Consider the following 24,119-nt stretch of genomic DNA (forward strand, 5'->3'; position numbering starts at 1 on the left):
TTGCAGTGGTCCTGGGATTGATTTTCCTCACCGGGGCATGTGGTCGCAGAGCGTTAACTATGAGTGAGGAGCTTCACACTCTTTTTCGGCTGGAGTGGGAAACTCGATTGAACGAAAACCCCGAGTTTGCCACCTATCTGGGCGATGAGCGGTACAATGACCGGCTTAAAGACGTAAGTATGGAAGCCATTGAACGCCGCCATGTCTACAGTGAACAAATGCTGGAGAAACTCCTGTCGATTGACCGGAGCGAATTGAGTCAATCCGATCAATTAAATCATGACCTGTTCAGAAAGGAGCTGGAATCGCGCCTGGAAGAATATGAGTTCCTCCCCTTCCTCATGCCAGTAAATCAAATGGGAGGACTGCAGATCGATTTACCTAATCTGGTACACGTGACGAAGTTTCGTCATGCGAAGGACTACGACGATTTTCTCTCTCGGCTGGCGGCTTTTCCCACCTTGGTGGACCAAACCATAGCACTTATGAAGGAAGGAGCGAAAGAGCAGATCGTGCAACCAGCTATCGTCTTGAGAACAGTCCCAAGGCAGATAAAGGCCCAGTTCGATATCGATGTAGAAACGAGTCCCCTATATCTCCCCTTTGCGCAAATGTCCGAGGAGATGACAGAGGCGGAAAAAAAACGGTATAAGGATCAGGGACGCAAGGCCATTCGAGACCTCATTTTCTCATCGTATAGAAAGTTTCATGACTTCTTTGTCAACGATTACCTCCCTGCTGCCCGCGATGAGATTGCCATCAGCGAGATTCCCAATGGTTCAGAGTATTACGATTTCCTTGTGAGACACCACACCACGACGGACTTGAGCGCCAAGGAAATCCATGAGATTGGTGTTGAGGAAGTCAAACGAATACGAGGGGAGATGAAGAAAATCATTGGGGAAGTAAACTTCCAGGGCTCCTTCGATGATTTCATCGAATTCCTCCGCACCGATCCACAATTCTACTTCACATCTCGCGACGAGCTGCTTGCGGGGTACAGAGATATTTGTAAGCGGGCGGATCCCGAGCTGACCAAACTCTTTGGGATACTTCCGCGAACGCCTTACGGCGTGATGGCCATGCCGGAGTACCAGGCTCCGGCCGCGCCCACGGCCTACTACCACCCCCCATCTGCCAATGGGTCAAGAGCCGGATACTTTTGGGTAAATACCTATCTCCTTGAGGTTCGTCCCAAATATGAGATGGAGGCTCTCGCTCTTCACGAGGCGGTTCCGGGGCATCATCTTCAAATTGCTCTTGCCATGGAGTTGGAGGAAACACCGGAGTTTCGGAAACAGGGTGGTTTCACCGCGTTCGTGGAAGGGTGGGGCCTCTACGCTGAAAGTCTGGGAGAAAAAATCGGTTTCTATGAGGATCCCTATTCCAAGTTCGGGCAGCTTACGTATGAAATGTGGCGGGCATGTCGGCTCGTGGTAGACACGGGAATGCACGCCTTTGGCTGGTCACGGCAGAAGGCCATCGATTTCATGAAGAAAAACAGCGCCAAGACGGAACATGATATTGAAGTGGAGATAGACCGTTACATCGCCTGGCCTGGACAGGCACTGGCGTATAAGATTGGGGAGTTGAAGATTAAGGAACTGCGTAGAGTGGCAAAAGAGTCGCTTGGAACCGAATTTGACATTCGTGAATTTCACGATGTTGTGCTGAGAAATGGTGCCTTGCCCCTGGATTTGCTGGAAGATGCAGTAATGACTTACGTGGAGACGAGACAGAAGAATTGAAACAGCCACCTTTCATAGAAGCCATTCAAAAACAGCTCGCAGCCGAGCTTCCGGGCAAAAAATCACAGGAGCAGATGGCACCAGTGCCGAGAGAGATTCCCGTGTTCTCCACCAGCAAAGATGACTCGACTCCAGCCGCCGTATTGATTTTACTGTTTCCGGACGACGATAACTGGTTGTTCCTCCTCACCGAGCGTTCCTCTAGGGTTGAATACCATCAGGGACAGATCTCCCTTCCGGGAGGCGCTCAGGAAGCTGAAGAGTCGCTTCAGCAAACCGCCCTTCGGGAGACCCACGAGGAACTCGGCATCGATGCAGACAGTGTTGCTTTATTAGGTTCGCTCACACCGCTTTTTATCGCCGTGAGCGGATTTATGGTTCATCCGTTCGTCGCATGGACGGACAGTGAGCCCAACATAACCCGCGACTCCATTGAAGTGGATTCGGTTCCCCTTGTATCCACCCATCAGCTTCTGGAGCCGAAAAATATCCTTCGGGAGAGGAAGACAATAAGAGGAACAGAAGTGGATGTTCCCTTTTTTGATTTTGGCCCGGCGAGGGTGTGGGGTGCCACTGCAATGATTCTCAGTGAATTCCGGCAGGTCCTGTCGGAAACTCAGTTAACTTGAGCTCTTGATTAACCAGAGAGGTCACAGAGAAAAGCAATAGATATAGATTTAGAAAAAGGAAACATTGACCAACAGAATTTCAGGGACAGGTGGCAGACCAGCGGTCAATCTAAAACCCCTAAAGTTATGAAAACATTTTCTCTGTGTTCTCTGTGGCTGATCTCAAGATCCTGCGGATAATCCAGGACAGGAAAGGAAACCATATCATGAAGCAGCTTCTCGCAATTCTTGTGATGCTCAACACACCATTTCTTTCGATTCATTTGGATGCTCAGAGAGTACGCACCCACCCGGCCCCCGGGTTGGGGGATTATGATCTTCCATTCTACTCTGACGGCACCTATGAACCGGATGTTCTATCACCGGATGAATTCCTGGGTTTTGCCCTTGGATCCCGACCTGTAACACATCGGGAGGTAACATCATATTTCGAGTACTTGGCTGAGGCGCTACCCAATGCGACACTCAATACCTACGGTCACACTTATGAAGGACGAAAACTTATTTACCTGACGATTACGTCAGAAAGAAATGGCCCGGATCTGGAAATCATTCAAAAGAACATCACCCTTCTGGCGGACCCGCGCAAACTGAAAAATGAACAAATTGCCCGTAAGATTATCGAGACTAGCCCGGCCATCGCCTGGATGGGATATGCCATCCATGGAGACGAGCTCTCCAGCACCGACGCCGCCCTTCAATTGGCCTACCAGCTCCTCGCTGGCAACGATGAGGTGAGCGAGAAAATCCGGAATAATCTGGTGGTATGCATTGATCCACTTCAGAATCCCGACGGACGCACAAGATTCCTGACCCAATTCACTCAGTTCAGCAGTGCTTTGCCGAACACAGATGTTCAGAGTCTGCAACATCGGGGAGTCTGGCCCTGGGGTCGCGGGAATCACTATCTGTTCGATCTGAACCGGGATTGGTTCGCTCTCGTACATCCGGAAACGCGGGGAAAGGTTAAGGCCATGCTAAGCTGGCACCCACAGTTTGTGGTGGACTGCCATGAAATGGGGGCGTTTGACACGTACCTTTTCGATCCGCCACGTGAACCGTTTAATCCATTCCTTCCGCACAATATCCGCAGATGGTGGGACATTTTCGCCAAAGATCAAGCCGCCGCCTTTGATCATTATGGCTGGAGCTATTATACAAGGGAGTGGAATGAAGAAATGTATCCAGGATACGGCAGTTCGTGGCCTATTTACACCGGGGCGGTAGGAATTCTGTATGAACAGGCGGGGGTGGACGGTTCCCAGGTCAAAAGGCCGGACGGAACGATCCTGACCTACCGCGAGGCAGTTCATCACCAGTTTATCAGTTCCCTGGCGAACCTGGAAACGGCGGCCGATCACCGAGAGGAACTTCTTGAAGATTATTACTCTCAGAAAGTGGAAGCATCGGGGGCTGGAAGAACAAAGACAAGGAACGCGGCCTTCCTGTTTCCCCCGGGAACCCATCCGACCCGGCAGGAACGATTTGCCGAAGTGCTGACACTTCAAGGTATTGAGGTGGAGATGTCCAAAGAGTCTTTCAAAGTGCGAGGTGCCCTATCAGCGAACGGGACGGAAGCGAGGGAACTGACCCTTCCCCAGAGGACCTTGATCGTCTGGTTAAATCAACCCAATCGAAATCTCGTGGAGGCTATCCTCACATTCGATGTTCGCTTCAACACTGATTTCCTTGAAACTCAGAGGAAATCCCGCCTCAAGCACGGGCGCAGCGAAATCTATGATGTAACGGGGTGGTCCCTGGCGGTGGCTTACGACAGTGAAGCCTATTTTTCCGAAGCGGTACCCGATGTGGGAACAGTTCTGTTTTTGCCGTCCGGGGAAAAGGGGGGCATTGAAGGAAAATCTCCCAAGGTCGGTTATCTATTCTCCGGCGACGATGAGCGGGCTCTGATGGCGCTGGTCCCGCTGATGGAAAAGGGGGTGAAGGTCTGGTGTGCCCGAAAACCTTTTGAGGTGGAGGGACGCGAGTTTCCAAAAGGGAGTTTCTTGATTCGGATCAGTGCGAATCGCGAGGTCGACGAGGAAGCCCTCGAAACGATCGCGAAAGATGCGGGAATCGTCATGTACGGAATCAACGAAGGATTGGTGACAGGGGGACCCGATCTTGGGGGAAGGGAGTTTCAATTGCTGACCCATCCTCGTATCGCCCTGGTGGGCGGCAGTCCCGTTTCCACGTATGAGTTTGGGGCGGTGTGGCATCTTCTCGACAGCCGCATGGCTATTCCTGTTTCTACACTGGACATTTCAACTCTCTCACGTACAGATCTGGACAAATACAATGTGCTTCTGCTTCCGTCCGTGTGGGGAGGTCCCGGTACCTACAAAAGACTTCTGGGCGATGTTGGCATTGGGAATCTCAAAGATTGGATAAAAGATGGGGGAACTCTGGTTGCCATGGGATCGGCCACGGCCTTTTTGGCCGACACGTCTTCGGGCTTGAGTAGCGTCCGCCAGAAACGGCAGGTTCTGAAAAAGCTTCCCGAATATGAAGAAGGTCTTCGAGCCTCCAAAGAGGCAGAATCGCCCCAGGTGGACAGTCTGGCGGTATGGGAGGGTAAAATGCCAGAAGAAAAGGAAAAGGCTTCTCCGACTGTTCCTGACCGTTCGGAAGTTGAGAGGCGTGATGAGCTGGCGCGGAAACTCTCGCCTCAAGGGGTTATCATGAAGGTGGAGCTTGACGAGGAACATTGGCTCGGATTTGGCTGCGGAAATGAAGTGCCCGTTACGGTGAACACGTCGTTTGCTTACCTGGCAAAAGGGAGTGTGGAAGTAGCAGGGCGGCTCGCCGACCGGGACCTCGTCAGACTATCGGGGCTTTTGTGGCCGGAAGCAAGGGAGCGGTGGAGCGAGACCGTCTGGGCCAGTCGTGAAGGCATGGGCAAAGGCCAGATGATCCTCTTTGCCACGCAGCCAAACTTCCGGGCCTACTTCCACGGAAGTGAGCGAATGCTTCTTAATGCCCTTCTTCTGGGACCCGGCTTTGGTTCAAGGCCGACAGTGGAATGGCGATAGCTCTATAAGACGTGGAGGGCACTTCGTGGGGCAGAGCACCAGGTTAGCCAACATATTCCTTGTTCAATGCCTGATGATATCATTTTCATGCAATCCCAGTGAACCCAGTAATGTAAGCGAATCATCCTACATGAAAGAAATCGACAGCTGGCGAAACAGGCGCATTGCATCCCTTAAAGACAAAAATGGATGGCTGAGTTTAGCAGGTTTATTCTGGTTAGAAGAGGGTAAGAACGGTTTCGGTTCTGATCAAACGAATGATATTATTTTTCCCGCTGGTAAGGCACCGGACTTCATTGGATCGTTTGTGCTGGAAGGTAAACAAGTACGTGTGAAAGTCAGACCGGATGTAAAAGTCCTGCATGAGGGTGAACCCGTTCATGACATGATTTTGCAAAGCGATGAAAATGGCACCCCCACAATTCTGTCACTGGAATCACTGAGCTGGTATATCATCAAGCGTGGGGAGAAACTTGCTGTTCGCCTAAAAGACAGTGAAAACCCAAGATTCAAGCAGTTCAAGGGAATCAATTCATACCCCATTGACTCCGCATGGCGAATTCCAGCTCATTTTGAGTCGTTTGAGAAACCGAACAGAACAAGGATGGCAACAATTTTAGGCACGGTCGAAGAGCTAACATCGCCTGGAGTCCTGGTGTTTGAGATTCAGGATAAGACATATCAACTGGACGTCATTGCTGAACCGGAGGATGACCAGTTTTGGGTGATTTTTGGTGATCAGACGAATCGGGATTCGACCTATGGAGGTGGACGCTATTTATATGTCGACAAACCGGAATCAGATAGTGCAACCATCATAGATTTCAATAAAGCATACAACCCGCCTTGCGTATTCTCAGAATTTTCGACTTGTCCACTACCCCACGAGCGGAACCGCCTTCCGGTAAAGATAATTGCGGGTGAAAAGAATTACGAAAACGGCCCACATTAGCAGAACAATCAAGCGTGGCGCCTTCGGCGTCTCTGGAGAACTAGGGAAACCATCGAGGCACATCTCGAACTGAATAAAACCGCGTATCTTCTCTTTCTTGCCCTGTTAACCACCGGTTGTGATCCCGGCTACGTGGGACACGTGGCCTTGGGAGAGGTAAAACTGCTGGCCGGCCGGAAACCTGTGGAAGAGGTTTTGCGGGAATCTCAACTGAGTCACCAGGAACAGCTGAAGATTCAACTGATCATTGATGTCAAATCGTTTGCTGTTGATCATCTTGGACTGGACGGAGGCGACAGCTATTCCAGCTATGTGAACATTGACGGACCCTATGTGAGCTATGCCCTGTCTGCCGCACCCAAGGACGCCCTGGAGTCCTATCTCTGGCACTTTCCCATCATCGGGGAATTGCCATATAAGGGATTCTTCCGGAAGGACTATGCTTTGCGGAGGGAAAAGAGGCTGGCCCGCAAAGGATACGATACCTATCTGAGGGGCATTTCCGCATTCAGCACGCTTGGGTATTTTGATGATCCTATTGTTTCATGCATGTTGCGCTACGATGATTCGGACCTTGTAGAGACGGTCATACATGAATTGTTGCACAGGACCGTGTGGGTGAAAGGCAACGTAAATTTCAACGAAAACCTGGCGAACTTTGTAGCGGAGAAAGGGACGCTTGCCTATCTTGTGAGGCGTTATGGTGAGTCCTCCCCGGAATCCAGGCATTACCGGGACGTTCTGGCCGATACGAGACTGTTTGAAAAGCAGATTGAAGTGTTAACCACGCAACTGGAAACCATGTACGGTGAGTCCATCAGTCGCGAGGAAAAAGTGAGGCGTAGGGAGGAGTTTTTTGAACAGGCAAAGGCTGATTATGCTCCTATCTTGCTTCAGATGAAGACAGAGCGATACAAGGGCTTTTTCGAAAGGCACACCATGAACAATGCTCTCCTTTTATCATACCGGCGGTATCACCGCGATACATCCTTTTTCGAAAAGGCTCTTGAGGGGGACGGAGCTGATCTCAGCCGCATGATTGTCGCCCTTCAGAACCTTAGTCCTGAAGAGATACCAGTGACGTTTCGTGACCCATGAAGATAACCGGTCCAGACTTTCATGACAGTCGCTTGACTTTCGCCTTTCGAGGAGGTATCTTGTTTATTTCAGAATCACTTTCGATGGAGGGGAGGGTAAAATGAGTGAACTTGACCGACGCCAATTTCTGGGGTCCATGATCAAACCGGCAGCCGGTGCGTGGGCATTTGCCATGTTGAATCCCATGGGCGCAAAACAGGCCTTGGCTGCCATAAGAGGAAAAAATGGGAAGCCAGAAATTGCACAGGATGAATCGTTCTGGTTCGAGGTGCAACAGGCCTACACGGCGGACCGGAGCCTTGTTAATCTTAATAACGGGGGAGTCAGTCCCTCCCCGGCTGCGGTACAGGAGGCGATGAAGCGGCATCTCGATTATTCTAATACAGCTCCCGTTTATTCCATGTGGCGAATCCTGGAGCCCCAACGGGAAACCGTGCGCCGGAGACTGGCACGATTCCACGGATGTGACGCCGAAGAGATCGCCCTCACCCGCAATGCTTCCGAAGGACTGGAGATTTGCCAGTACGGGTTCGACCTTGAACGTGGAGATGAAGTTCTTACCACGAACCAGGACTACCCCCGCATGATTAACACTTTCAAGCAGCGCGAATGCCGGGAGGGGATTGTGATGAAACAGTTTTCTATCCCGGTTCCGGCAGAAGACGATGACGAAATCGTTGATTTGTTTGAACAAAATATCACAGGCAAAACAAAGCTCATACTCATGTGCCACATGATCAATCTTACGGGACAAATTCTCCCTGTGGAGAAGGTGGTCCGAATGGCTCGGAAGAGAGGGATTCCCGTCATCGTTGACGGGGCCCATACCTTTGCCCACTTTCACTTCACGGCTGAAGATCTGGATTGTGACTATTTCGCAACGAGCCTTCATAAGTGGCTGTGTGCACCGCACGGCACAGGAATGTTGTATGTGAAAAAGGACAAGATCAAGAATCTGTGGCCCCTCATGGCAGGCCAGGAGTGCGACAGTGAAGATATTCGGAAGTTTGAAGAGATCGGGACTCATCCTGCGGCGAATTATCTGGCGATTGGAGACGCACTTACCTTTCATCAGGGAATAGGTTCCACGCGAAAGGAGAATCGAATGCTCCAATTGCGTGATCGATGGACAAAGCGGCTGACAGCGTATGACCGTGTCCAGCTCCATACCAGTCTGAGAGCAGGGAAAGCGTGTGGGATTGCGACGGTTCAGATCAAAGGAGTCGATTCCGAGGCCGTGACGGAACATTTATGGAAGCAATATCGTATCCTGGTGACCACCATTAAGCATCCGGAATTTGAGGGGGTTCGCGTGTCGCCTCACGTATACACAACAATCGAGGAAATAGACCGGTTCTGTGATGCCATGGAAGATATCATTAAGCATGGAGTCCCTGACGCTTGATGAACCATTTTTCCCTTCTGGGGCTGGCACTACTGCTGGCGGGATGCAAACAAGTTACCGTGGACCGTGAAGTTGTTTCAACGGCTGCGGCTCCCGCAGCTATCGGTCCCTATTCCCAGGCGATCAAGGTTGGCGGCACTCTGTACCTTTCAGGGCAGATAGGCATTGATCCGGCCACGGGGCAGCTGGCGGAGGACGGTGTAGAAGCCGAGACACACCGGGCACTAAAGAACCTTGGGGCTGTTTTGGAGGCGGCAGGATTTACCTTCAACGATGTGGTTCAGGTGCAGGTCTTTCTCGCTGATATGAATGACTATGGGGTGATGAATGCTGCTTACGAAACCTATTTCCGTGATAATCCCCCCGCCCGTGCCGCCATCCAGGCCGGCCGAATTCCGAGGGATGCCCGAGTGGAAATCATGATGGTGGCGGTCTCTTCCCGTTGATTAACCATAGAGAGCACAGAGAATTTGACTTGTTATTAAGAACTTTCGCGTTGACATTTTTCGGTTTCCCGCTCGCGAAATCTTGGCCAATGCTTTCATGCATATTTATTATTGTTTCTCTGTGACCTCTGTGGTTTGGCAATATATTTAGGGGACAAAGATGGCATACATTGACGTTGTCAAACCCGACGAAGCAAAAGGGATCGTAAAGAAGGAATACGGCAAGGGGATTCTCCGGGCTGGGAGGGTATCGAATATCCTTAAAGTCATGAGCCAGAGTCCTGAGGCACTCAAGGCTTCCATGCGGTTGTATCTTGCTGTCATGTTCGGGAAATCCGAACTCTCCCGTGTTCAGCGCGAGATGTTGGCGGTTGTTGTGTCTCAAGTAAACCGATGTCGCTACTGAACGGAAAGTCACGGTGAGGACTTCCGGGCAGAAGTCGAAAATGATGAACTGGCGGACCATCTGAAACACGATTGGCGGTCAGCGAAACTGAGTGATCCCGATCGGGCCCTCTGCGAGTGGGCGGCAAAACTGACTCTCAGGCCGGGAAAAATGACAAGGGGGAATGTGGAAACTCTGGAGGAAAAAGGTTTCTCGGAGAGCGCCGTCTCAGACGCAGCTCAGATTGTGGGCTATTTCACTTACATCAATCGCATTGCGGACGGTCTTGGTGTGGATCTGGAAGTTGAAATGAAAAAGAGGAGTGTAACATAACATGATGCGTATGACCAGTGCTTCTGTTCTGCTCGTGGCGAGCCTTGCCGCGGACTCTGTTTTTGGTGGCAGCCTCATTGACGGGGAGATCGGGGCTCTCAAGAAGCGGTTCAATCACGACAAAGGGAGTCCACGTCTAATCCTGCTTCTTTCACCCACGTGATCTATCTGCAAAGAGGGTGCCCGGTGGGTACAGAAAAATATTCTCGAAAAAAACCCGTCACAGGATCTACGGGTCTATACCGTATGGCTCCCCGTGCTGAGGCGGGATTCGCGGGCAACAGCGGACGTTTCAAGGCAGCTGTTATCTGACAACAGGGTAACGCATCTGTGGAATGGCGATCTCTCTATCGGGGCCTGGTTCAAAGAAAATGTGACTCCCGGTCATCGGGGCAAGGTGCAGTGGGACGCCTATTTTCTCTATGGCAGCGAAGCCTCATGGGAGGAAATCCCAGCGCCCCTTATCGACTGGGGCAGGACGGTAATGGGAGAGTCGGAGACGCTGGGATCCGGGATTGAATGGCTGCTTGGCAGGTCATCTGAAACTGAGCAGCCGCGGCAGGAGTCAATTGATGAAGGGAAAGAGTGACTATGACAGAGCGTAATGAAAGATTCACTCCGGGATGGTGGATAGCTCCTTTACTCATCGTCATCGGGTTTCTCTTCTTAACACATACCCTGAACATTTTCAACTTTGGGAAAGTTGTAGCAACCTGGTGGCCTCTCGTCTTGATTGTCATCGGATTCAGTAAGTTGAGGAGGGAGAGCAAAACGGGCGGCGCCCTTCTTTTTGTGTTGGGAATTGTCTTCCTCTCCGCGACGCTGGATATCGTGAATTGGGGCAACGTTTTCAGGTTCTGGCCTCTTGTCCTAATTTTCATCGGGGTATCACTTCTCCTGAAAAGAAGAGGAGGACCATGGGGGGTTGTGAAGGGATCAGAGCAGAGATCTGAAGACGCTGTGAAAACCAGCGCGATCCTGGGTGGTGTCAGTCGAGTGGTAAGTTCGTCCAGCTTCAGGGGTGGAGAGGTCATGGCCCTCTTTGGGGGTGTTGAGCTGGACCTCCGGGAAGTGAAAGTATCCCCTGAGGGGTGCGAGTTGAATCTCACGGCACTCTTTGGTGGAGTTGAGGTGATCGTTCCCCGGGACTGGCGCGTATCTATTTCCGGCACGCCCATTTTGGGAGGAATCGAAGACAAAACCAGATTCACAAGGGAAGAGGAAAAGGAAACGGCCGTTACGTGCCGGTGCACGGTGGCTTTCGGAAGAGTTGAGATTCGGAATTAGCATGAAGCTCTATCTGGTACAGCACGGGGACGCACTTCCTAAAGGCGTGGATCCGGAACGTGGATTGAGTGAACGAGGAAAACAGGACGTTACTCATGCGGCTGCAGTCCTTGCGAAAGGTGGCGTTCTGGTGAACCGTATTTGGCACAGCGGGAAGAAAAGAGCGGAAGAGACCGCCTTGCTGCTGCAAAGCTGCCTTGCTCCCGGGGGTGAGTTCGGGGAGACGGATGGAATCGCTCCTCTCGATCCCGTGGATAGGGTAGCAGCCGAAATTGAAGACTGGCGGGAAGACGCGATGCTCGTGGGCCATCTCCCATTCATGGCAAAGCTCGTTTCTCAACTGGTGGTGGAAAACGAGAGTACGGCATTGGTTGCTTTCCAGCCGGGATCGGTAATCTGTCTTGAGCGTAGGGAACCCGGGCGCTGGGCCATTAATTGGATGGTTCGACCCGAACTGATGTCCGGCCGAAAAGAAACCAGTATATAATGACGTTAACTCCGACAACGAAGGTCCCGAGTGCCACCTGAATCTCACGGGTAAGATGGGCCGGATAGAGGAGGGGGAGAATGTAATGCTCCACGAATCCTTCTTCATAGGCAGTTTCTCCCCCACGAATACGAAACAAAAGTTCCAGTGGAGTCAGGGGACAGATCCATCCTGCAAATTCTACTATGGCACCCCACAACGCGGCAGGAATGTGAACCCAAATGATTTTTCGCCACCGAAAGGCCAGCAAACCGCCTAGAATGACAAATATAATATAAGCGAAGTGGAACAGAACGATGAGATCTGAAACCAACCGCAAGGGCATTTATCTCCTCTTCATAAGTACTTCTTCAGAAAGGAACTTGTTCGCTTCCAGGCAAGTTCTGCCATTTCCTCATCGTAGTTCTGCCCCCCGGGATTGGCAAAGGCGTGCCCCACGTTCGGATAAATGTATATTTCGTGTTTCCCATTTAAGGTTTTCAATTTGGCCTGGAACTCCGTAACGGTGTCAATCCTGATGCCCCGATCTTTTTCCCCAAAATGTCCGAGAATGGAGGCCCGCATCTTACTCAGGTCATCCTCAGGGTTGAACCGTCCGTAATAGATCACCGAGGCTTTTACTCCCAGATCATTCTTTGCCATCTGATACGACCAGCCTCCGCCAAAGCACCATCCAATAGAAGCTAGACGATCGGGGATGACATGCACGGTGTCGTTCTCCAGAAAGTTGACAGCTTGTTCAAGATTGGCAAACGCACTTTCCATGTTGTTGCTCACCTCCCCGGCAAGCTCCCTGGCTTTGGCAGGAGTGGCTGCCACCTGCCCCTCATACAGGTCAACTGCCAGGGCTACGTACCCTAACGCCGCGAACATGCGGGCATTCTCCTTTATGGTTTCATTCAACCCCCACCATTCATGGATCAGGATAACGGCGGGATGTTTCTTGTCGTCTTCCGGTCTGACCAGGTAACCCAGGATCGATTTATCGGTTTCGCTATAGGCCGCGTCCTCCGTCACAACAGGTATATCGTGGAGTGGCACAGTCTGCGCGGTGAGCGTAACAACGCCTAAGCATGCCAAGACGAGACCCGTGAAATGGTTGTTCCTGTCTGCTCTCATGTTGTTCCCCCCAGAGTTTGTGGACGCTACTTCGATCCAGAGAATATAGCCACGGGGAGGATGGGCTCAAAATGGACAAATTGACGCAGAGCACCCTTACTTTCCGTGCGAGAATAACTTAAATTATGATATAGGGAAGATCAGAGCACCATGGTCAAGTAAATTGATAAGGAACCGGCTAAAGCATTGAAAATCATTATGGCAATTATTATGGGAGCAGCTATGTTATCGGGCAGTGATATACCTTTAAGCGTTGGGGATGAGGCTCCGGACTTCACCTTGCTGGATGAAAACGGCGATCCCCACACCCTCTCGGATTACAGAGGTCAGCGTGTGGTGGTCTACTTTTATCCCAAGGACAACACTCCAGGATGTATAAAGGAGGCATGCAACTTCAGGGACCACTTTGACGGTTTTGAGAAAGACACGATAAAGGTCTTGGGCATCAGCTATGACACGCCTGAGTCCCATAAGAAGTTTAAGGAAAAATACAGCCTCCCTTTTACCCTGTTGAGCGATCGAAATAAGGACGTGGCGAAAATGTATGGGGCTGGTGGGCTCCTTTATCCAAAGCGCATCACATTTTTGCTTGGTAAGGATGGGAGGATTCTACACATTTACGATAAGGTGTCGGTGACCACTCATGGTCCAGATATTCTACAAAACTTTTCTTCCCGCCAGGTTAAGGAATAGACCCTTCTCTTCCGCCTGCCGGGCTCTTTTTGCCCTTTTAACCCTGATCGCTTCCATATCAGTCAGTTGGGGCCAGTCCCGCTCGCGGGACGGTCCACGGAAAGAGACTGCAATATTCTCCGGATACGTACTCCATGAGGAATCTCGGGAGGCCCTTCCCGGGGCAAATGTCTATTTCGTGGGAACGGAGATGGGCACGGCCACCAATATTGACGGTTACTTCGTTCTGTCTTCCATTCCGCCCAGTCGTTACACTTTGAGAATAACCTATCTTGGTTTTGAACCCGTTGAGGTCCAGATCGTCCTTGGTGAGGAGGAGAACCTCAGGCTCGACTTCGAAATGTTTCCAAGGCCTTTGGAATTCGAAGCTGTGGAGGTGACCGGGGAACGGCTGGAGAGAAGGGCAACCATCCAGGCCAGCCGTGTCAAGTTGAACACCCGGCAGCTTAAGCGGGTACCCCAGATTGGGGAAGCCGATCTTCTGAGAACTCTTCAAGCCTTGCCCGGTGTCCTCACCCCCGCTGAATTCAGTACAGGCCTGGTCATTCGGGGAGGAAATACCGACCAGAATCTGATTCTTCTGGATGGCATTACCGTTTATAATCCGTCTCATCTGGGTGGTCTGTTTTCAAACTTCATCCTGGACGCCATCAAGGAAGCCGATCTTATCAAGGGGGGATTTAACGCCGAGTATGGTGGGCGCCTTTCGGCCGTTTTGAGTGTGAGCAGCCGGGAAGGAAACCAGAAACAGTTTGACGGCAAGGCTTCCATCTCCCTCCTTTCCGCCCAAACCACCCTGGAAGGGGCCATGGGGAAGGGTGCCTGGCTAGTGGCCGCCCGGAGAACGTACTTCGACCAGATCTTCAAGGGAACCGATCTCTATTTTCCTTACTACTTTTACGATCTCCAGGGACACATTTTTCAGGATTTCACGGATAAGGATCGACTCTCCTTCAGTTGGTACGTGGGTAGGGACGATCTTGTGTTTGAAGATTTTAACCTTACAGCGGGCTGGGGAAACAGGACGTTCAGCGCCAACTACAGGAAGCTTTTCGGGCCTAAGCTGGTCTCTCATTGGATGGTGGCCCGGAGCCGGTTTGACACCGTGTTTGATCTGGGGGGCGGATCGGGTGTGGCCAGTATCAATACTATCAATGACATGACTGTCCGCTCTGACTGGACCTACTTCATGAGCCGGCAGAGTCAGGTCCGATTTGGAGTTGAGTTGAAAGACCTCTCGATCCTTTATGAAAGCACATGGCTTGACAGCACCATATTTGACGTGGGACAGTCTCCACTGGAAGGAGCCGTCTATACCAAGGTGAAACGCTGGCTATCTCCCGTATTGATGGTGGAACCGGGGCTCCGGTTGGCGTATTATGAGGAACACCCTACGAAATGGTATCCTGAACCACGGCTGGGTATCAAATACCTGCTCACCTCCGACCGGTACGTCAACGTAGCCACAGGCTTGTACCACCAGTTCATGGAAACGGTGCAGGACGACTTCAATCCGACAATTCTCGATCAATGGTTTGCGGTGGATCCCTCGGTGAAACCCGCCTCTGCCGTCCATTATCTGTTGGGATACGAGGAATACTTCGGTAGCGCCTATCGATTTCAGGCAGAGGTCTATTACAAAATACTGGCGAACATGTTGACCTTTATTGAAAACCGGGCCACAGCGGATGAGGAGATTTCAGACGAATCGCTGGATGACAATTTCGATATCTCTAACGGAGATGCTTACGGCTTTGAACTCTTTCTGCAAAAAGAGTTCGGCCGTCTGAACGGCTGGCTCAGCTACGCCTATTCTGTGGCCAGGAAGAGGCTTCATGGGAGGGAATACTTCACAAACTGGGACAGGAGACATGCTTTCAACATTATTGGAAACTTTGGTTTATCCAGGAAGTGGGACTTGAGTCTACGGTGGACATACCAGACCGGCCAGCCTTACACGGCCATTCTCGCCTACTATTTTGAAAAACTTCCCTGGGAACCGGAACCGTTCTACCGATCCATCCCCGGAGAGCGGAATGCCATGAGATATCCTCCTTATCATCGGTTGGACCTGGGGGCCGTACGACACTTTAAAGTCTGGGGTGTAAAAGTGGATCTCCTCGTTCAGGTGGTGAACAGTTACTGGCGAAAAAACGTATTTCGCTATCTCTATCACTTCGGCGATACCCACAACGGAATTGACGATGATCATGATGGCAGAATTGATGAAGCAGACGAAGGCATCCCTCAACGGATACCCATCACTGTCTTCCCCATCTTGCCAAGTATCGGCGTGGAGATTGATTTTTGACGTAATGCGTAACTCGTAACGCGTAATTCGTGATGCGTAAAACCCCCAAACGCCACCTCAATCCTTGGCCCTCTTTTATCTTTTATCCTTTTACTTTTATCTTGGTCCTTGGCTCTTGCTTCTTGGTTTCCTGTGAGCCGTCTGTAGAGGAAAGCATCTATGAAGAAAAGCTGGTGGTCTTTGGTAACCTGATTGCCGATTTGCCTGTCATCGATACTGTTTTTGTTTCCCTTTCGTACCAGATTGAGGAACCCCACGAACAGGAAACAAAATGGATTGCTGATGCAGACGTAGTGCTTTCGGATGGCAAGAGTTCTTTCCCGCTGTCTCCGGTACCGGGGAAACCGGGTCGGTACCTTGATCTGACCTTTTCACACATTGTTCAACCGGGGACAACCTATCGACTGAATGTCACATGGGAAGATCACGAGGTGGGCGCCGCGACCGCGGTACCCGATGCGTTTTCCCTGGCAAGTATATCATCGTCGGAATGGAAGTGTGGCGGAGAGTCCGTAGTTGTTCCCGCCATCGATTTGCGTGAAGGGGAAAACAGTCCCGAAAAGATCGAGCACGCTCTGATGACAAAAGATTTCACTATCCTCGCCATGGATACGGTGATTTATCGAGAAGGGGACTGCTGGTCCACCAGTTTTGCCTCCATTCCTCTGTTTATCCTTAGGTGGGAGTCGGACTACGAACCGGGACTCATACGAATTATCAGCCTGGCACTGGATGATACGGCTACCAATGCCATTGTGGACACGTCTCTTTCAGGGACAGCCTTTAAGGGACCCATGTATCGGGATACAGATGGCAACTACTACCGTCCCAATCCCTTCGTCTGGAACGCCAAACAACAGGAACAGCACATAAACTGGATCTATTTCAACTACTACGGTCCCCATCTGATGACAGTTGTGGCCACCGATCAGAGTGCTCATGATTACTTCCAGGGAGACCCCTTCCGAATAAACCAGTACGTCCTTCCCAACGGAAATATTGAAGGAGGATATGGCCTTTTTTCATCCGCGTATGCCCGGAGCTTTTTCGTCTATGTCGCCCCAGATGAACCGTAGACCCCTTTTCGCGATCGGTACCACCGGCATGGTTGCCACAGCGGTCATCTGGGTTCTAGCCGTCTACGTGGAACGGTGGCTGGGAATCTCCCCAATAGAGATGGGCGCTACTTTCAGATGGATTTTCTTTACCCTCTTTGCCGCGGATTTTTCAGCTACGGTCCTGTGGAGCCTCGTGGTTCTGGCCCCATCGAGGCGGGAGACAAAGTTGATGACTGCGGGGCCGTATCGCTGGGTTCGCCACCCCCTTTACTCTGCGATAATCTTCAGCGGAACAGGAATGGTGGCCATCTGGCACCGATCATGGGCCGTGATTTTCTCTGTGATCATCATTAACTTTTTCTGGACATGGCATGTGAGAAAGGAAGAAAGGGATATGCTGATGAGATTCGGGGAGGAGTACCGGGAGTACATGAGGTCTACCGGTCAGTTTTTTCCGAGATTCAGACCTTTGGAGTCTGACCGAGACTAACGGTGATACAGGATGTCAAAACCGCTGGAGATTTGATTTCCTTCAGAATTATCTTAGTGATGGGTTATCGAATCCATCAAACTTGTGCTGAGCGTACCGGGTGAGCAGTAAAAGGAAACTTGTTTGGATTACCCTCTTCGCCATTTGCTTTGGCCTCGTGGAGGCGGCAGTCGTTGTATACCTTCGGAATATCTACTACTCCGAAGGATTCGAGTTCCCGCCAAAGATACTTCCCGCCCACATCCTTCGCACGGAAGCTATCCGGGAGGGGGTCACCATAATAATGCTCATTGCCATGGGGGTTCTGGCCGGGAAAACAGCTCTGGCCAGATTCGGTGCGTTCTTGATAGGTTTTGGTGTCTGGGACATGTTTTACTACATCTGGTTGAAAATCTTTCTGGACTGGCCGGAGACCTTATTGGACTGGGATATTCTATTCCTGATTCCGACACCGTGGGCCGCACCCGTTCTGGCACCTCTGCTGGTATGCATCGGGCTCATCGTGTGTGGAACCATATTGTTCGACCGGGAAGAGCGGGGGCAGCCCGTTAAGGTTACCGTTGTTGATTGGACCGTAGGGGGGTTCGCCGCCGCAATCATTATCTTATCCTTCCTCATGAACAATGGAACATCCAAGCCAGGCAAATTTCCGTGGTGGTTTTTTCTCCTGGGCCTGGGAGTGGGACTCATCTACTTTCTCTGGCGCTTCTTGGAAAGCACGAAAGGAAAAGAGGTTCACGACCCGTCGCAGACTCGGAGCGAGTGAAGCTCCGCCCCCGACATCTCGTCTTTCCTGCAGATACAAACCTCTCCAAGAAAGTTCTGACGCTGGCCCTGCCTGTCATTCTTGGCAACCTCAGTCGTGTTTTGATGAACGTGGTCGACGTGGCCATGGTGGGCCGTCTTGGAGCCCAGGCGCTGGCTGCCGTGGGTATGGGGAGTGTTCTTATCTGGACAGTTCTCAGTTTCGCGTACTCCTTTCGAACGGGCGTCCAGACAATCGCTTCTCGCAGGCTTGGAGAACAGAGATTTGAGGGATGTGGCGCGGCCCTGAATAACGGACTCCTTTTCGCCGGTGCTGCAGGAGTTGCCTTGTCATTGGGGGGTTATCTCTTAACTGGCCACCTTATCGGTTTCCTTCTAGACGACCCCCATGTGCTTCCCATGTCGATAGAATATACGAAATGGTCCTTCCTGAGCGTCTTCTTTGTTGCCGTGGGGTATGCCTATCAGGGATTCTTCAATGGAATCGAACGAACGGGCGTCCACATGGAGGTAACCATCGCTTCCAATATTGTGAATGTCTATCTGAATGCGGGCCTGATATTCGGCAGTGACAACCTTTCCCGCCTTCTTGCCGCGACACCGCTTGGGGACCTTTCCTTTCTCGCCAATCTTTGGACCCCGTTTCACTTCCCGGCACTGGGAGTGAAAGGCGCTGCACTGGCCACCCTTGTGGCTTCCACCTGGATGATGTTCCATTACATGTTTCGAGGTTTCACCCGGGACTTCAGGACAAAATATGGAATATTTCGTGGTATGTTCGACCGCCAGGTATCGAAACGGATCGTATCCATCGCTCTGCCCCAGGGACTTCAGCAAGTGGGAGTGATGATGGTGTTCGTTCTCTTCTTCAAGATCACCGCTCTGGTGGGAACACGCGAAGTGGCAGCTACTGAGGTTGTCTTTACCATCATGCAGATGTCGTTCCTTCCCGCGGCAGGATTCGGCATCGCCTGCGCAACCCTGGTGGGAAAATATCTGGGTGAACAAAACCCAGATCTTGCCGAGGTGAGCATGTTGGAATCGGTACGCTGGTCTATCATTTTTATGGGAAGTATGGGACTCATTTTCCTTCTCTTCCCACACGTGATCCTCCCCTTTTTTACGAACGATCAGACGGTGATCCAGCTTGGATCGGTGGCACTGCGGATCCTTGGGATAGTGCAGTTTGCGGATGCCATCGGAATGACCCTCTGGTTTGCACTTTCCGGAGCCGGAAATACAAAGTATCCCGCGGTGGTGGAAATGCTCATCGCGTGGTTTTTTTTCTTACCCACTTGCTATATCACCACCGTCAAACTCAATTCGGGAATCCTCGGCTCCTGGATTAGCTACGGTCTCTATATCGCCATTTATGCCACGGCGATCACCTGGAAGGTCCTCCGCGGGGACTGGAAGGAAATCAGCATCTAAGAGCTCCCCGATCTCGTTCAGGCATTATTTTTCACATTTGTTATAATATGCGCTATGTCATATATTTATTGCGCGGATTGGAGAGGAATTCCAAGATGGACTGATCTATACGTGGTTAAACTGCGTGACTGCTTCTTCCATGATAAGGTGCCTTTTAGGATATGTGCGACTGAGGCGGTTCCTGAGGATACTGTCCCGGTTAATAATGGTGACAGGAGCTCCTCTGTGGGCCGAAACCGTCCTATCTGCGGGGGATATCGCCATTGTCGGGTTCAACTGTGACAATCCCGATGAATTTGGATTTGTCACAGTGGTGGACCTTGAGCCCGGTACGCAGTTATACTTCACCGACAGCGGAATTACCTCCAGCGGAACATTCCGCGGGAATGAAGGAGCGGTAAAATATACCGTTCCGGTCGGGGGTGTGACTGCTGGTACCGTTATTGTGTATCCTTCGTCTCAGGGGGATTTTTCGAGTGCCAATGATTCTAGCGTTGGGACCAATGGTATGTCCCTCTCCAGCACAGGTGATCAGATCATCGCGTTTCAAGATTCAAGCAGCAACCCGGTATTCATTTATGCCTTTAACAGCGAGGGGACCGAATGGCAAACAGATGCCACCAATTCTAATGAAAGTGCTATTCCCCCCGGCCTTGCAGACGGCTTATCAGCCCTCGCCATCGTTGAAAAGGATAATGGTTACTACAGTGGTTCAACCACGAGTGGAACGAAATCGGCCCTGCTTTCCGCCATTTCGAATTCCGACAATTGGACGACAAGCAATGAGAGGATTGATAAAGGTAATTGGCCCATTTCCTTTAGTGTAGCACTGCAGGTCGGGAATACGACAGTTCAATTCTCTTCCTCGTGGGGAATAGTCTCTGAGGGTCGCGGTACATACGGGATTGAGGTCTCCATCACCGCTGAAGATGACAGCCTTGCCACCACGGCGGACGTAGCTCTCATAGGCGGGACAGCTACAAATGGCAGCGATATGTCTACCTTCACCACACAAAGGGTGACTTTTCCGGCAGGAATCTCGGATAACCGGACTGTCACTCTGACTGTTACGGATGATTCTGAATTTGAAAGTGATGAAACGTCTATTTTCGAGCTTCAGAATGTGAGTGGAAACAGTTCGGCCCAAAGGGGAAGTATCACCCGGTTCACCCTTACCATTCAAGATAACGATGCCCCCGTGGTTCTGATTAACGAAATCCTTGCAGACCCGGCCAGCGGCACTCCCGGTGATAGCAACGGGGACGGGACAAGGGACGGCAGCGACGACGAGTTCATTGAGCTGGTGAACCATCACGGCTCCACGGTAAACGTTGGCTCATGGACATTGTCCGACAAAGGGGCTGTTCGCCATACCTTTCCGGACAACACGATCCTTCCAGATGGTGGAGCCATCATCGTCTTTGGAGGGGGCTCACCAACCGGCAGTTTTGGCAACAGTCCGGTTCAAACGGCATCGGAGGGTCAGCTCTCTCTGAACAATGGTGGTGACAGTGTCGTCTTGAAGGCCTCAAACGGAGCCAACGTGACGCTCTTTGCCTACGGAACCGAGGGCGCCGATGATCAATCGCTTACACGCGATCCGGACATTAGCGGCTCTTTTGTGAAACATGGGCAGGCGTCCGGGGCAGACGGGAGATTATTTTCCCCTGGCACAAAAGTGAATGGCCAGCGTTTCGTCGGTGTTACCATCCACGAGTCTTCTGGTGGAACAACGGTCATGGAAGGGGGAACGACTGACACATATACCCTGGAGTTGGAATCACGACCCAGGGCGAATGTTACTGTCACCATATCCCCGGATAGCCAGACAACAGTGAATGCCGAGTCGCTGACGTTTACGGCATCAGACTACGACGCAATACAGACTGTTACGGTTTCTGCCATGGATGACAGAAAGATCGAGGGCCTTCACAGTAGTATGATCACCCACAGCGCTACCAGCATCGATCCCAGTTACGATGGTATTATCGTAAGCAATGTAACGGTGACCGTTCTGGACAACGATGAGGCCGGTGTCAAGATTACGCAATCCGACGAGGGGACCGAAGTCACCGAGGGAGGCTCTACGGATAGTTACGCACTGGACCTGGCCTCGGCTCCAATATCCGACGTTCATATAACGACAGGTGTGACTGACGACGAAGTGACAGTTTCCGACTCGTCGGTGACATTTACGGCGTCAAATTATGGGACACCCCAAACTATTACCGTGATGGCAGTAGATGACAGCTCTTATGAGGGAAGGCACAGTGGCGTTATCACTCATACGGCAACGAGTGATGATACCGATTACAACGGGATTCCCGTTAACGATGTTTGGATAAGTATTACCGATAACGACGTGCCAGAAATTGTGATTAATGAAATCCATTACGATCCCGGGAGCGCACAGGGAAGTGATAGTGATTACGAGTTTTTGGAGCTGTACAATCGGGGAAGCCAAACGGTTAATCTGGCGGAGTGCACTTTTCGGGAGGGCATTAGCCATGTTTTCATGTCATCGGACTCTATCGCCGCTGGGGGATTCCTTCTGATGGCAAAAAATGGGGCGACCTATTCAGGGAGTATTCAATGGACAGCCGGTAATCTGATAAATGACGGGGAAGCTGTTGTTCTAATTACCTCCCACGGTGACCTGGTGGATTCTGTCACCTACGACGATGCCACACCGTGGCCACCATCTGCGAATGGTGGTGGACCCTCCCTTGAACTGATTGATCCTTTCCTGGACAACGGTCTCGCCTCAAGCTGGAGGCAGAGCCGACTCGACGGAGGCAGTCCGGGAGAGGCTAACAGCCGGAATCGAACCCCGGAGGCTTTGGCCGATGCATACGCTGTAGATGAAGACAGTACTCTTCCGGTTTCAGCTCCTGGCGTGCTTGATAATGACTATGACGGGGACGCCGATGTGCTGTGGGCATCCCTGGTCGGAGATGTATCTCATGGCGCGCTCACATTTAACCCTGACGGTTCCTTCGAATATGAGCCCGATGCGGATTTCTTTGGCCGTGACACCTTCACTTATTTTGCCACGGATGGGATCGAAAACTCACCAGTGGCGAAGGCGACCCTGACTACTCTTCCTGTGAACGATTCGCCTCTCTTAGCGCCCATCTCTGATCCAGAGATCATCCTGGAGGACGCAGGGGAACAGAGGATTGAAATAGGAGGAATTTATCCGGGGGCTGAGAACGAGACTCAGCTGCTCATGGTCACGGCAGTATCGGGTGATCATGAACTCTTGTCAGATCCTCAAGTGGATTATTCCAGCCCCGATTCCTTGGGATCTTTAACGTATGCGCCCTTGGCAAATGCGAACGGTGCCGTGGTTATCGAGGTAAAGGTGAAAGATGATGGAGGAACAGAAAATGGAGGGATTGATTCGTCACTGGTCACATTCACAGTGACCGTGGCAGCCGTCGATGACACTCCATCTGTTGAGCTTGGCGAGGTTGTGATGGTGGAAGACAGTTCGATCACCCTTTCCCTCCCGGACACGGATGCGGAAGGGGACAGTCTCACTTATAGTAATGTTTCCGTGGACACGGACCGGGTGAGTGCCACACTCGAGGAGGATACAACGGGTTTCCACCTCTCAATAGTTCCGTTAGCGAACTGGCATGGAACGGCACATGTCTCCTTTATGGTAAGTGACGGTTCAACGGGCGTGATGGAATCGTTCACACTGGTGGTGACATCAGTGAATGATGGCCCCGCCCCTTTCAATCTGGTATGGCCAGAAGACAGTATGGTAGTCCAGATTACCCCCGGTATGTTGTCTCAGCCGCTGGTATTTGCGTGGGAAGAAACGCATGACGTGGACGGAGACACCGTCAGCTACGACCTGGTCTCAACGGATACCCTCTCGTTTCTCACCACCGAGGGAATTGTCGACCATTCCTGGGGGGTGACCTACGATGAAATCGTCAGGCGGATGGAGGGCGCGGGCATAGTCGGCGGGACATGGAATGTCATTTCGACGGACGGAAATCTTGAAACGGAGGCGGCGAATGGTCCTTATAGACTGACTCTCGATGCGACGACAGTGGAGATACACGAAAGAAGCCAACTTATGCCCAAAGAGTTTGCTCTCAAGCAGAACTATCCCAATCCATTTAATCCTACCACAACGGTCCGGTACCACATTCCGCAGACAGCCGTCATTCGCGGGGAGATTTATGATCTAACTGGACGGAGAGTGAGAATGTTGATATCCGGTCGTCACGAACCGGGGATACATCGTGTCAACTGGGACGGAAGTGATGATCTGGGCAGTGCGTTGCCATCGGGCATTTACATATTCAGGATCGTGGCCACGGATCCCGACGCAAAAAAGGTAGAATTTTCAGGGGCATGTAAACTTGTCATCCTGAAGTAGAGACAGAGGATCAAACAAGTAGCAAGTAACCAGTTAACCAGTCAACCAATC

The 24,119-nt window shown here is 51.4% G+C and carries 22 protein-coding genes; 20 read left to right on the top strand and 2 right to left on the bottom strand.

Features of this window, described 5'->3' with window-relative positions:
* Positions 1 to 59: 59 nt before the first annotated feature.
* The 13 genes from V3U24_10380 to sixA all read left to right on the top strand — a co-directional run bounded on the left by V3U24_10380 (position 60) and on the right by sixA (position 11,802).
* Positions 60 to 1,748, top strand: a complete 1,689-nt coding sequence (locus V3U24_10380) for a DUF885 domain-containing protein (GenBank protein ID MEE9167848.1) — start codon at positions 60 to 62, stop codon at positions 1,746 to 1,748.
* Positions 1,745 to 2,377 carry a CoA pyrophosphatase gene (locus tag V3U24_10385; protein MEE9167849.1) on the top strand — a complete coding sequence of 211 codons (633 nt, stop codon included), beginning with the start codon at positions 1,745 to 1,747 and terminating at the stop codon, positions 2,375 to 2,377. The genes V3U24_10380 and V3U24_10385 overlap by 4 nt, the downstream gene beginning before the upstream one ends.
* A 152-nt stretch (positions 2,378 to 2,529) precedes the next feature.
* Positions 2,530 to 5,409: a M14 metallopeptidase family protein gene (locus tag V3U24_10390; GenBank protein ID MEE9167850.1), complete on the top strand. Its 2,880-nt coding sequence runs from the start codon at positions 2,530 to 2,532 to the stop codon at positions 5,407 to 5,409.
* Positions 5,410 to 5,539: 130 nt separating this feature from the next.
* Complete coding sequence (locus tag V3U24_10395) at positions 5,540 to 6,361, top strand: DUF1684 domain-containing protein (protein MEE9167851.1); 822 nt, start codon at positions 5,540 to 5,542, stop codon at positions 6,359 to 6,361.
* Positions 6,362 to 6,493: 132 nt separating this feature from the next.
* Positions 6,494 to 7,459 carry an aminopeptidase gene (locus tag V3U24_10400; protein ID MEE9167852.1) on the top strand — a complete coding sequence of 322 codons (966 nt, stop codon included), beginning with the start codon at positions 6,494 to 6,496 and terminating at the stop codon, positions 7,457 to 7,459.
* 100 nt (positions 7,460 to 7,559) lie between these two features.
* Positions 7,560 to 8,864: an aminotransferase class V-fold PLP-dependent enzyme gene (locus V3U24_10405; protein MEE9167853.1), complete on the top strand. Its 1,305-nt coding sequence runs from the start codon at positions 7,560 to 7,562 to the stop codon at positions 8,862 to 8,864.
* Positions 8,865 to 8,923: 59 nt separating this feature from the next.
* Positions 8,924 to 9,310, top strand: coding sequence for a RidA family protein (locus tag V3U24_10410; GenBank protein MEE9167854.1), 387 nt, complete (start codon positions 8,924 to 8,926; stop codon positions 9,308 to 9,310).
* Positions 9,311 to 9,470: 160 nt separating this feature from the next.
* Entirely contained in the window at positions 9,471 to 9,716 is a 246-nt protein-coding gene (locus tag V3U24_10415) for a carboxymuconolactone decarboxylase family protein (GenBank protein MEE9167855.1), read from the top strand.
* A 150-nt stretch (positions 9,717 to 9,866) separates the two neighbouring features.
* Positions 9,867 to 10,028, top strand: coding sequence for a hypothetical protein (locus V3U24_10420; GenBank protein MEE9167856.1), 162 nt, complete (start codon positions 9,867 to 9,869; stop codon positions 10,026 to 10,028).
* A 1-nt stretch (position 10,029) separates the two neighbouring features.
* Entirely contained in the window at positions 10,030 to 10,191 is a 162-nt protein-coding gene (locus tag V3U24_10425; protein ID MEE9167857.1) for a hypothetical protein, read from the top strand.
* 93 nt (positions 10,192 to 10,284) lie between these two features.
* Positions 10,285 to 10,617: a hypothetical protein gene (locus tag V3U24_10430; GenBank protein MEE9167858.1), complete on the top strand. Its 333-nt coding sequence runs from the start codon at positions 10,285 to 10,287 to the stop codon at positions 10,615 to 10,617.
* A 2-nt stretch (positions 10,618 to 10,619) separates the two neighbouring features.
* Complete coding sequence (locus V3U24_10435) at positions 10,620 to 11,315, top strand: DUF5668 domain-containing protein (GenBank protein MEE9167859.1); 696 nt, start codon at positions 10,620 to 10,622, stop codon at positions 11,313 to 11,315.
* Position 11,316: 1 nt separating this feature from the next.
* Positions 11,317 to 11,802, top strand: coding sequence for a phosphohistidine phosphatase SixA (gene sixA, locus V3U24_10440; GenBank protein MEE9167860.1), 486 nt, complete (start codon positions 11,317 to 11,319; stop codon positions 11,800 to 11,802).
* Here the strand turns inward: sixA and V3U24_10445 are convergent.
* Positions 11,747 to 12,127: a DUF2784 domain-containing protein gene (locus V3U24_10445; protein MEE9167861.1), complete on the bottom strand. Its 381-nt coding sequence runs from the start codon at positions 12,125 to 12,127 to the stop codon at positions 11,747 to 11,749. The genes sixA and V3U24_10445 overlap by 56 nt on opposite strands.
* A gap of 11 nt (positions 12,128 to 12,138) precedes the next feature.
* Positions 12,139 to 12,921 carry a dienelactone hydrolase family protein gene (locus tag V3U24_10450; protein MEE9167862.1) on the bottom strand — a complete coding sequence of 261 codons (783 nt, stop codon included), beginning with the start codon at positions 12,919 to 12,921 and terminating at the stop codon, positions 12,139 to 12,141.
* Positions 12,922 to 13,119: 198 nt separating this feature from the next.
* Here V3U24_10450 and V3U24_10455 point away from each other — a divergent pair, with 198 nt between their 5' ends.
* The 7 genes from V3U24_10455 (at position 13,120) to V3U24_10485 (ending at position 24,068) form a co-directional block, all read left to right on the top strand.
* Positions 13,120 to 13,614, top strand: coding sequence for a peroxiredoxin (locus V3U24_10455; protein ID MEE9167863.1), 495 nt, complete (start codon positions 13,120 to 13,122; stop codon positions 13,612 to 13,614).
* A complete protein-coding gene (locus V3U24_10460) occupies positions 13,565 to 15,925 on the top strand; it encodes a TonB-dependent receptor (GenBank protein MEE9167864.1) in 2,361 nt (786 codons plus the stop codon). The genes V3U24_10455 and V3U24_10460 overlap by 50 nt, the downstream gene beginning before the upstream one ends.
* A gap of 32 nt (positions 15,926 to 15,957) precedes the next feature.
* Positions 15,958 to 17,001 carry a DUF4249 family protein gene (locus V3U24_10465; protein ID MEE9167865.1) on the top strand — a complete coding sequence of 348 codons (1,044 nt, stop codon included), beginning with the start codon at positions 15,958 to 15,960 and terminating at the stop codon, positions 16,999 to 17,001.
* Positions 16,991 to 17,473, top strand: a complete 483-nt coding sequence (locus V3U24_10470) for an isoprenylcysteine carboxylmethyltransferase family protein (protein ID MEE9167866.1) — start codon at positions 16,991 to 16,993, stop codon at positions 17,471 to 17,473. Before V3U24_10465 ends, V3U24_10470 begins: the two co-directional genes overlap by 11 nt.
* Positions 17,474 to 17,573: 100 nt before the next feature.
* A complete protein-coding gene (locus tag V3U24_10475) occupies positions 17,574 to 18,239 on the top strand; it encodes a hypothetical protein (protein ID MEE9167867.1) in 666 nt (221 codons plus the stop codon).
* Positions 18,236 to 19,669, top strand: a complete 1,434-nt coding sequence (locus V3U24_10480) for an MATE family efflux transporter (GenBank protein MEE9167868.1) — start codon at positions 18,236 to 18,238, stop codon at positions 19,667 to 19,669. The genes V3U24_10475 and V3U24_10480 overlap by 4 nt, the downstream gene beginning before the upstream one ends.
* A 139-nt stretch (positions 19,670 to 19,808) precedes the next feature.
* Entirely contained in the window at positions 19,809 to 24,068 is a 4,260-nt protein-coding gene (locus V3U24_10485; GenBank protein ID MEE9167869.1) for a lamin tail domain-containing protein, read from the top strand.
* Positions 24,069 to 24,119 lie beyond the last annotated feature (51 nt).

The sequence above is a fragment of the Candidatus Neomarinimicrobiota bacterium genome, from assembly GCA_036476315.1.
Taxonomy (GTDB): Bacteria; Fidelibacterota; Marinisomatia; order Marinisomatales; family S15-B10; genus JAZGBI01.

Excerpts from the sequence above, each read along its gene's own strand:
- V3U24_10380 (MEE9167848.1), top strand. The coding sequence starts at position 60 with ATGAGTGAGGAGCTTCACACTCTTTTTCGGCTGGAGTGGGAAACTCGA.
- V3U24_10395 (MEE9167851.1), top strand. The coding sequence starts at position 5,540 with ATGAAAGAAATCGACAGCTGGCGAAACAGGCGCATTGCATCCCTTAAA.
- V3U24_10405 (MEE9167853.1), top strand. The coding sequence starts at position 7,560 with ATGAGTGAACTTGACCGACGCCAATTTCTGGGGTCCATGATCAAACCG.
- V3U24_10415 (MEE9167855.1), top strand. The coding sequence starts at position 9,471 with ATGGCATACATTGACGTTGTCAAACCCGACGAAGCAAAAGGGATCGTA.
- V3U24_10420 (MEE9167856.1), top strand. The coding sequence starts at position 9,867 with ATGACAAGGGGGAATGTGGAAACTCTGGAGGAAAAAGGTTTCTCGGAG.
- V3U24_10425 (MEE9167857.1), top strand. The coding sequence starts at position 10,030 with ATGATGCGTATGACCAGTGCTTCTGTTCTGCTCGTGGCGAGCCTTGCC.
- V3U24_10435 (MEE9167859.1), top strand. The coding sequence starts at position 10,620 with ATGACAGAGCGTAATGAAAGATTCACTCCGGGATGGTGGATAGCTCCT.
- sixA (MEE9167860.1), top strand. The coding sequence starts at position 11,317 with ATGAAGCTCTATCTGGTACAGCACGGGGACGCACTTCCTAAAGGCGTG.
- V3U24_10445 (MEE9167861.1), bottom strand. The coding sequence starts at position 12,127 with ATGCCCTTGCGGTTGGTTTCAGATCTCATCGTTCTGTTCCACTTCGCT.
- V3U24_10450 (MEE9167862.1), bottom strand. The coding sequence starts at position 12,921 with ATGAGAGCAGACAGGAACAACCATTTCACGGGTCTCGTCTTGGCATGC.
- V3U24_10455 (MEE9167863.1), top strand. The coding sequence starts at position 13,120 with ATGGCAATTATTATGGGAGCAGCTATGTTATCGGGCAGTGATATACCT.
- V3U24_10460 (MEE9167864.1), top strand. The coding sequence starts at position 13,565 with ATGGTCCAGATATTCTACAAAACTTTTCTTCCCGCCAGGTTAAGGAAT.
- V3U24_10465 (MEE9167865.1), top strand. The coding sequence starts at position 15,958 with ATGCGTAAAACCCCCAAACGCCACCTCAATCCTTGGCCCTCTTTTATC.
- V3U24_10470 (MEE9167866.1), top strand. The coding sequence starts at position 16,991 with ATGAACCGTAGACCCCTTTTCGCGATCGGTACCACCGGCATGGTTGCC.
- V3U24_10485 (MEE9167869.1), top strand. The coding sequence starts at position 19,809 with ATGATAAGGTGCCTTTTAGGATATGTGCGACTGAGGCGGTTCCTGAGG.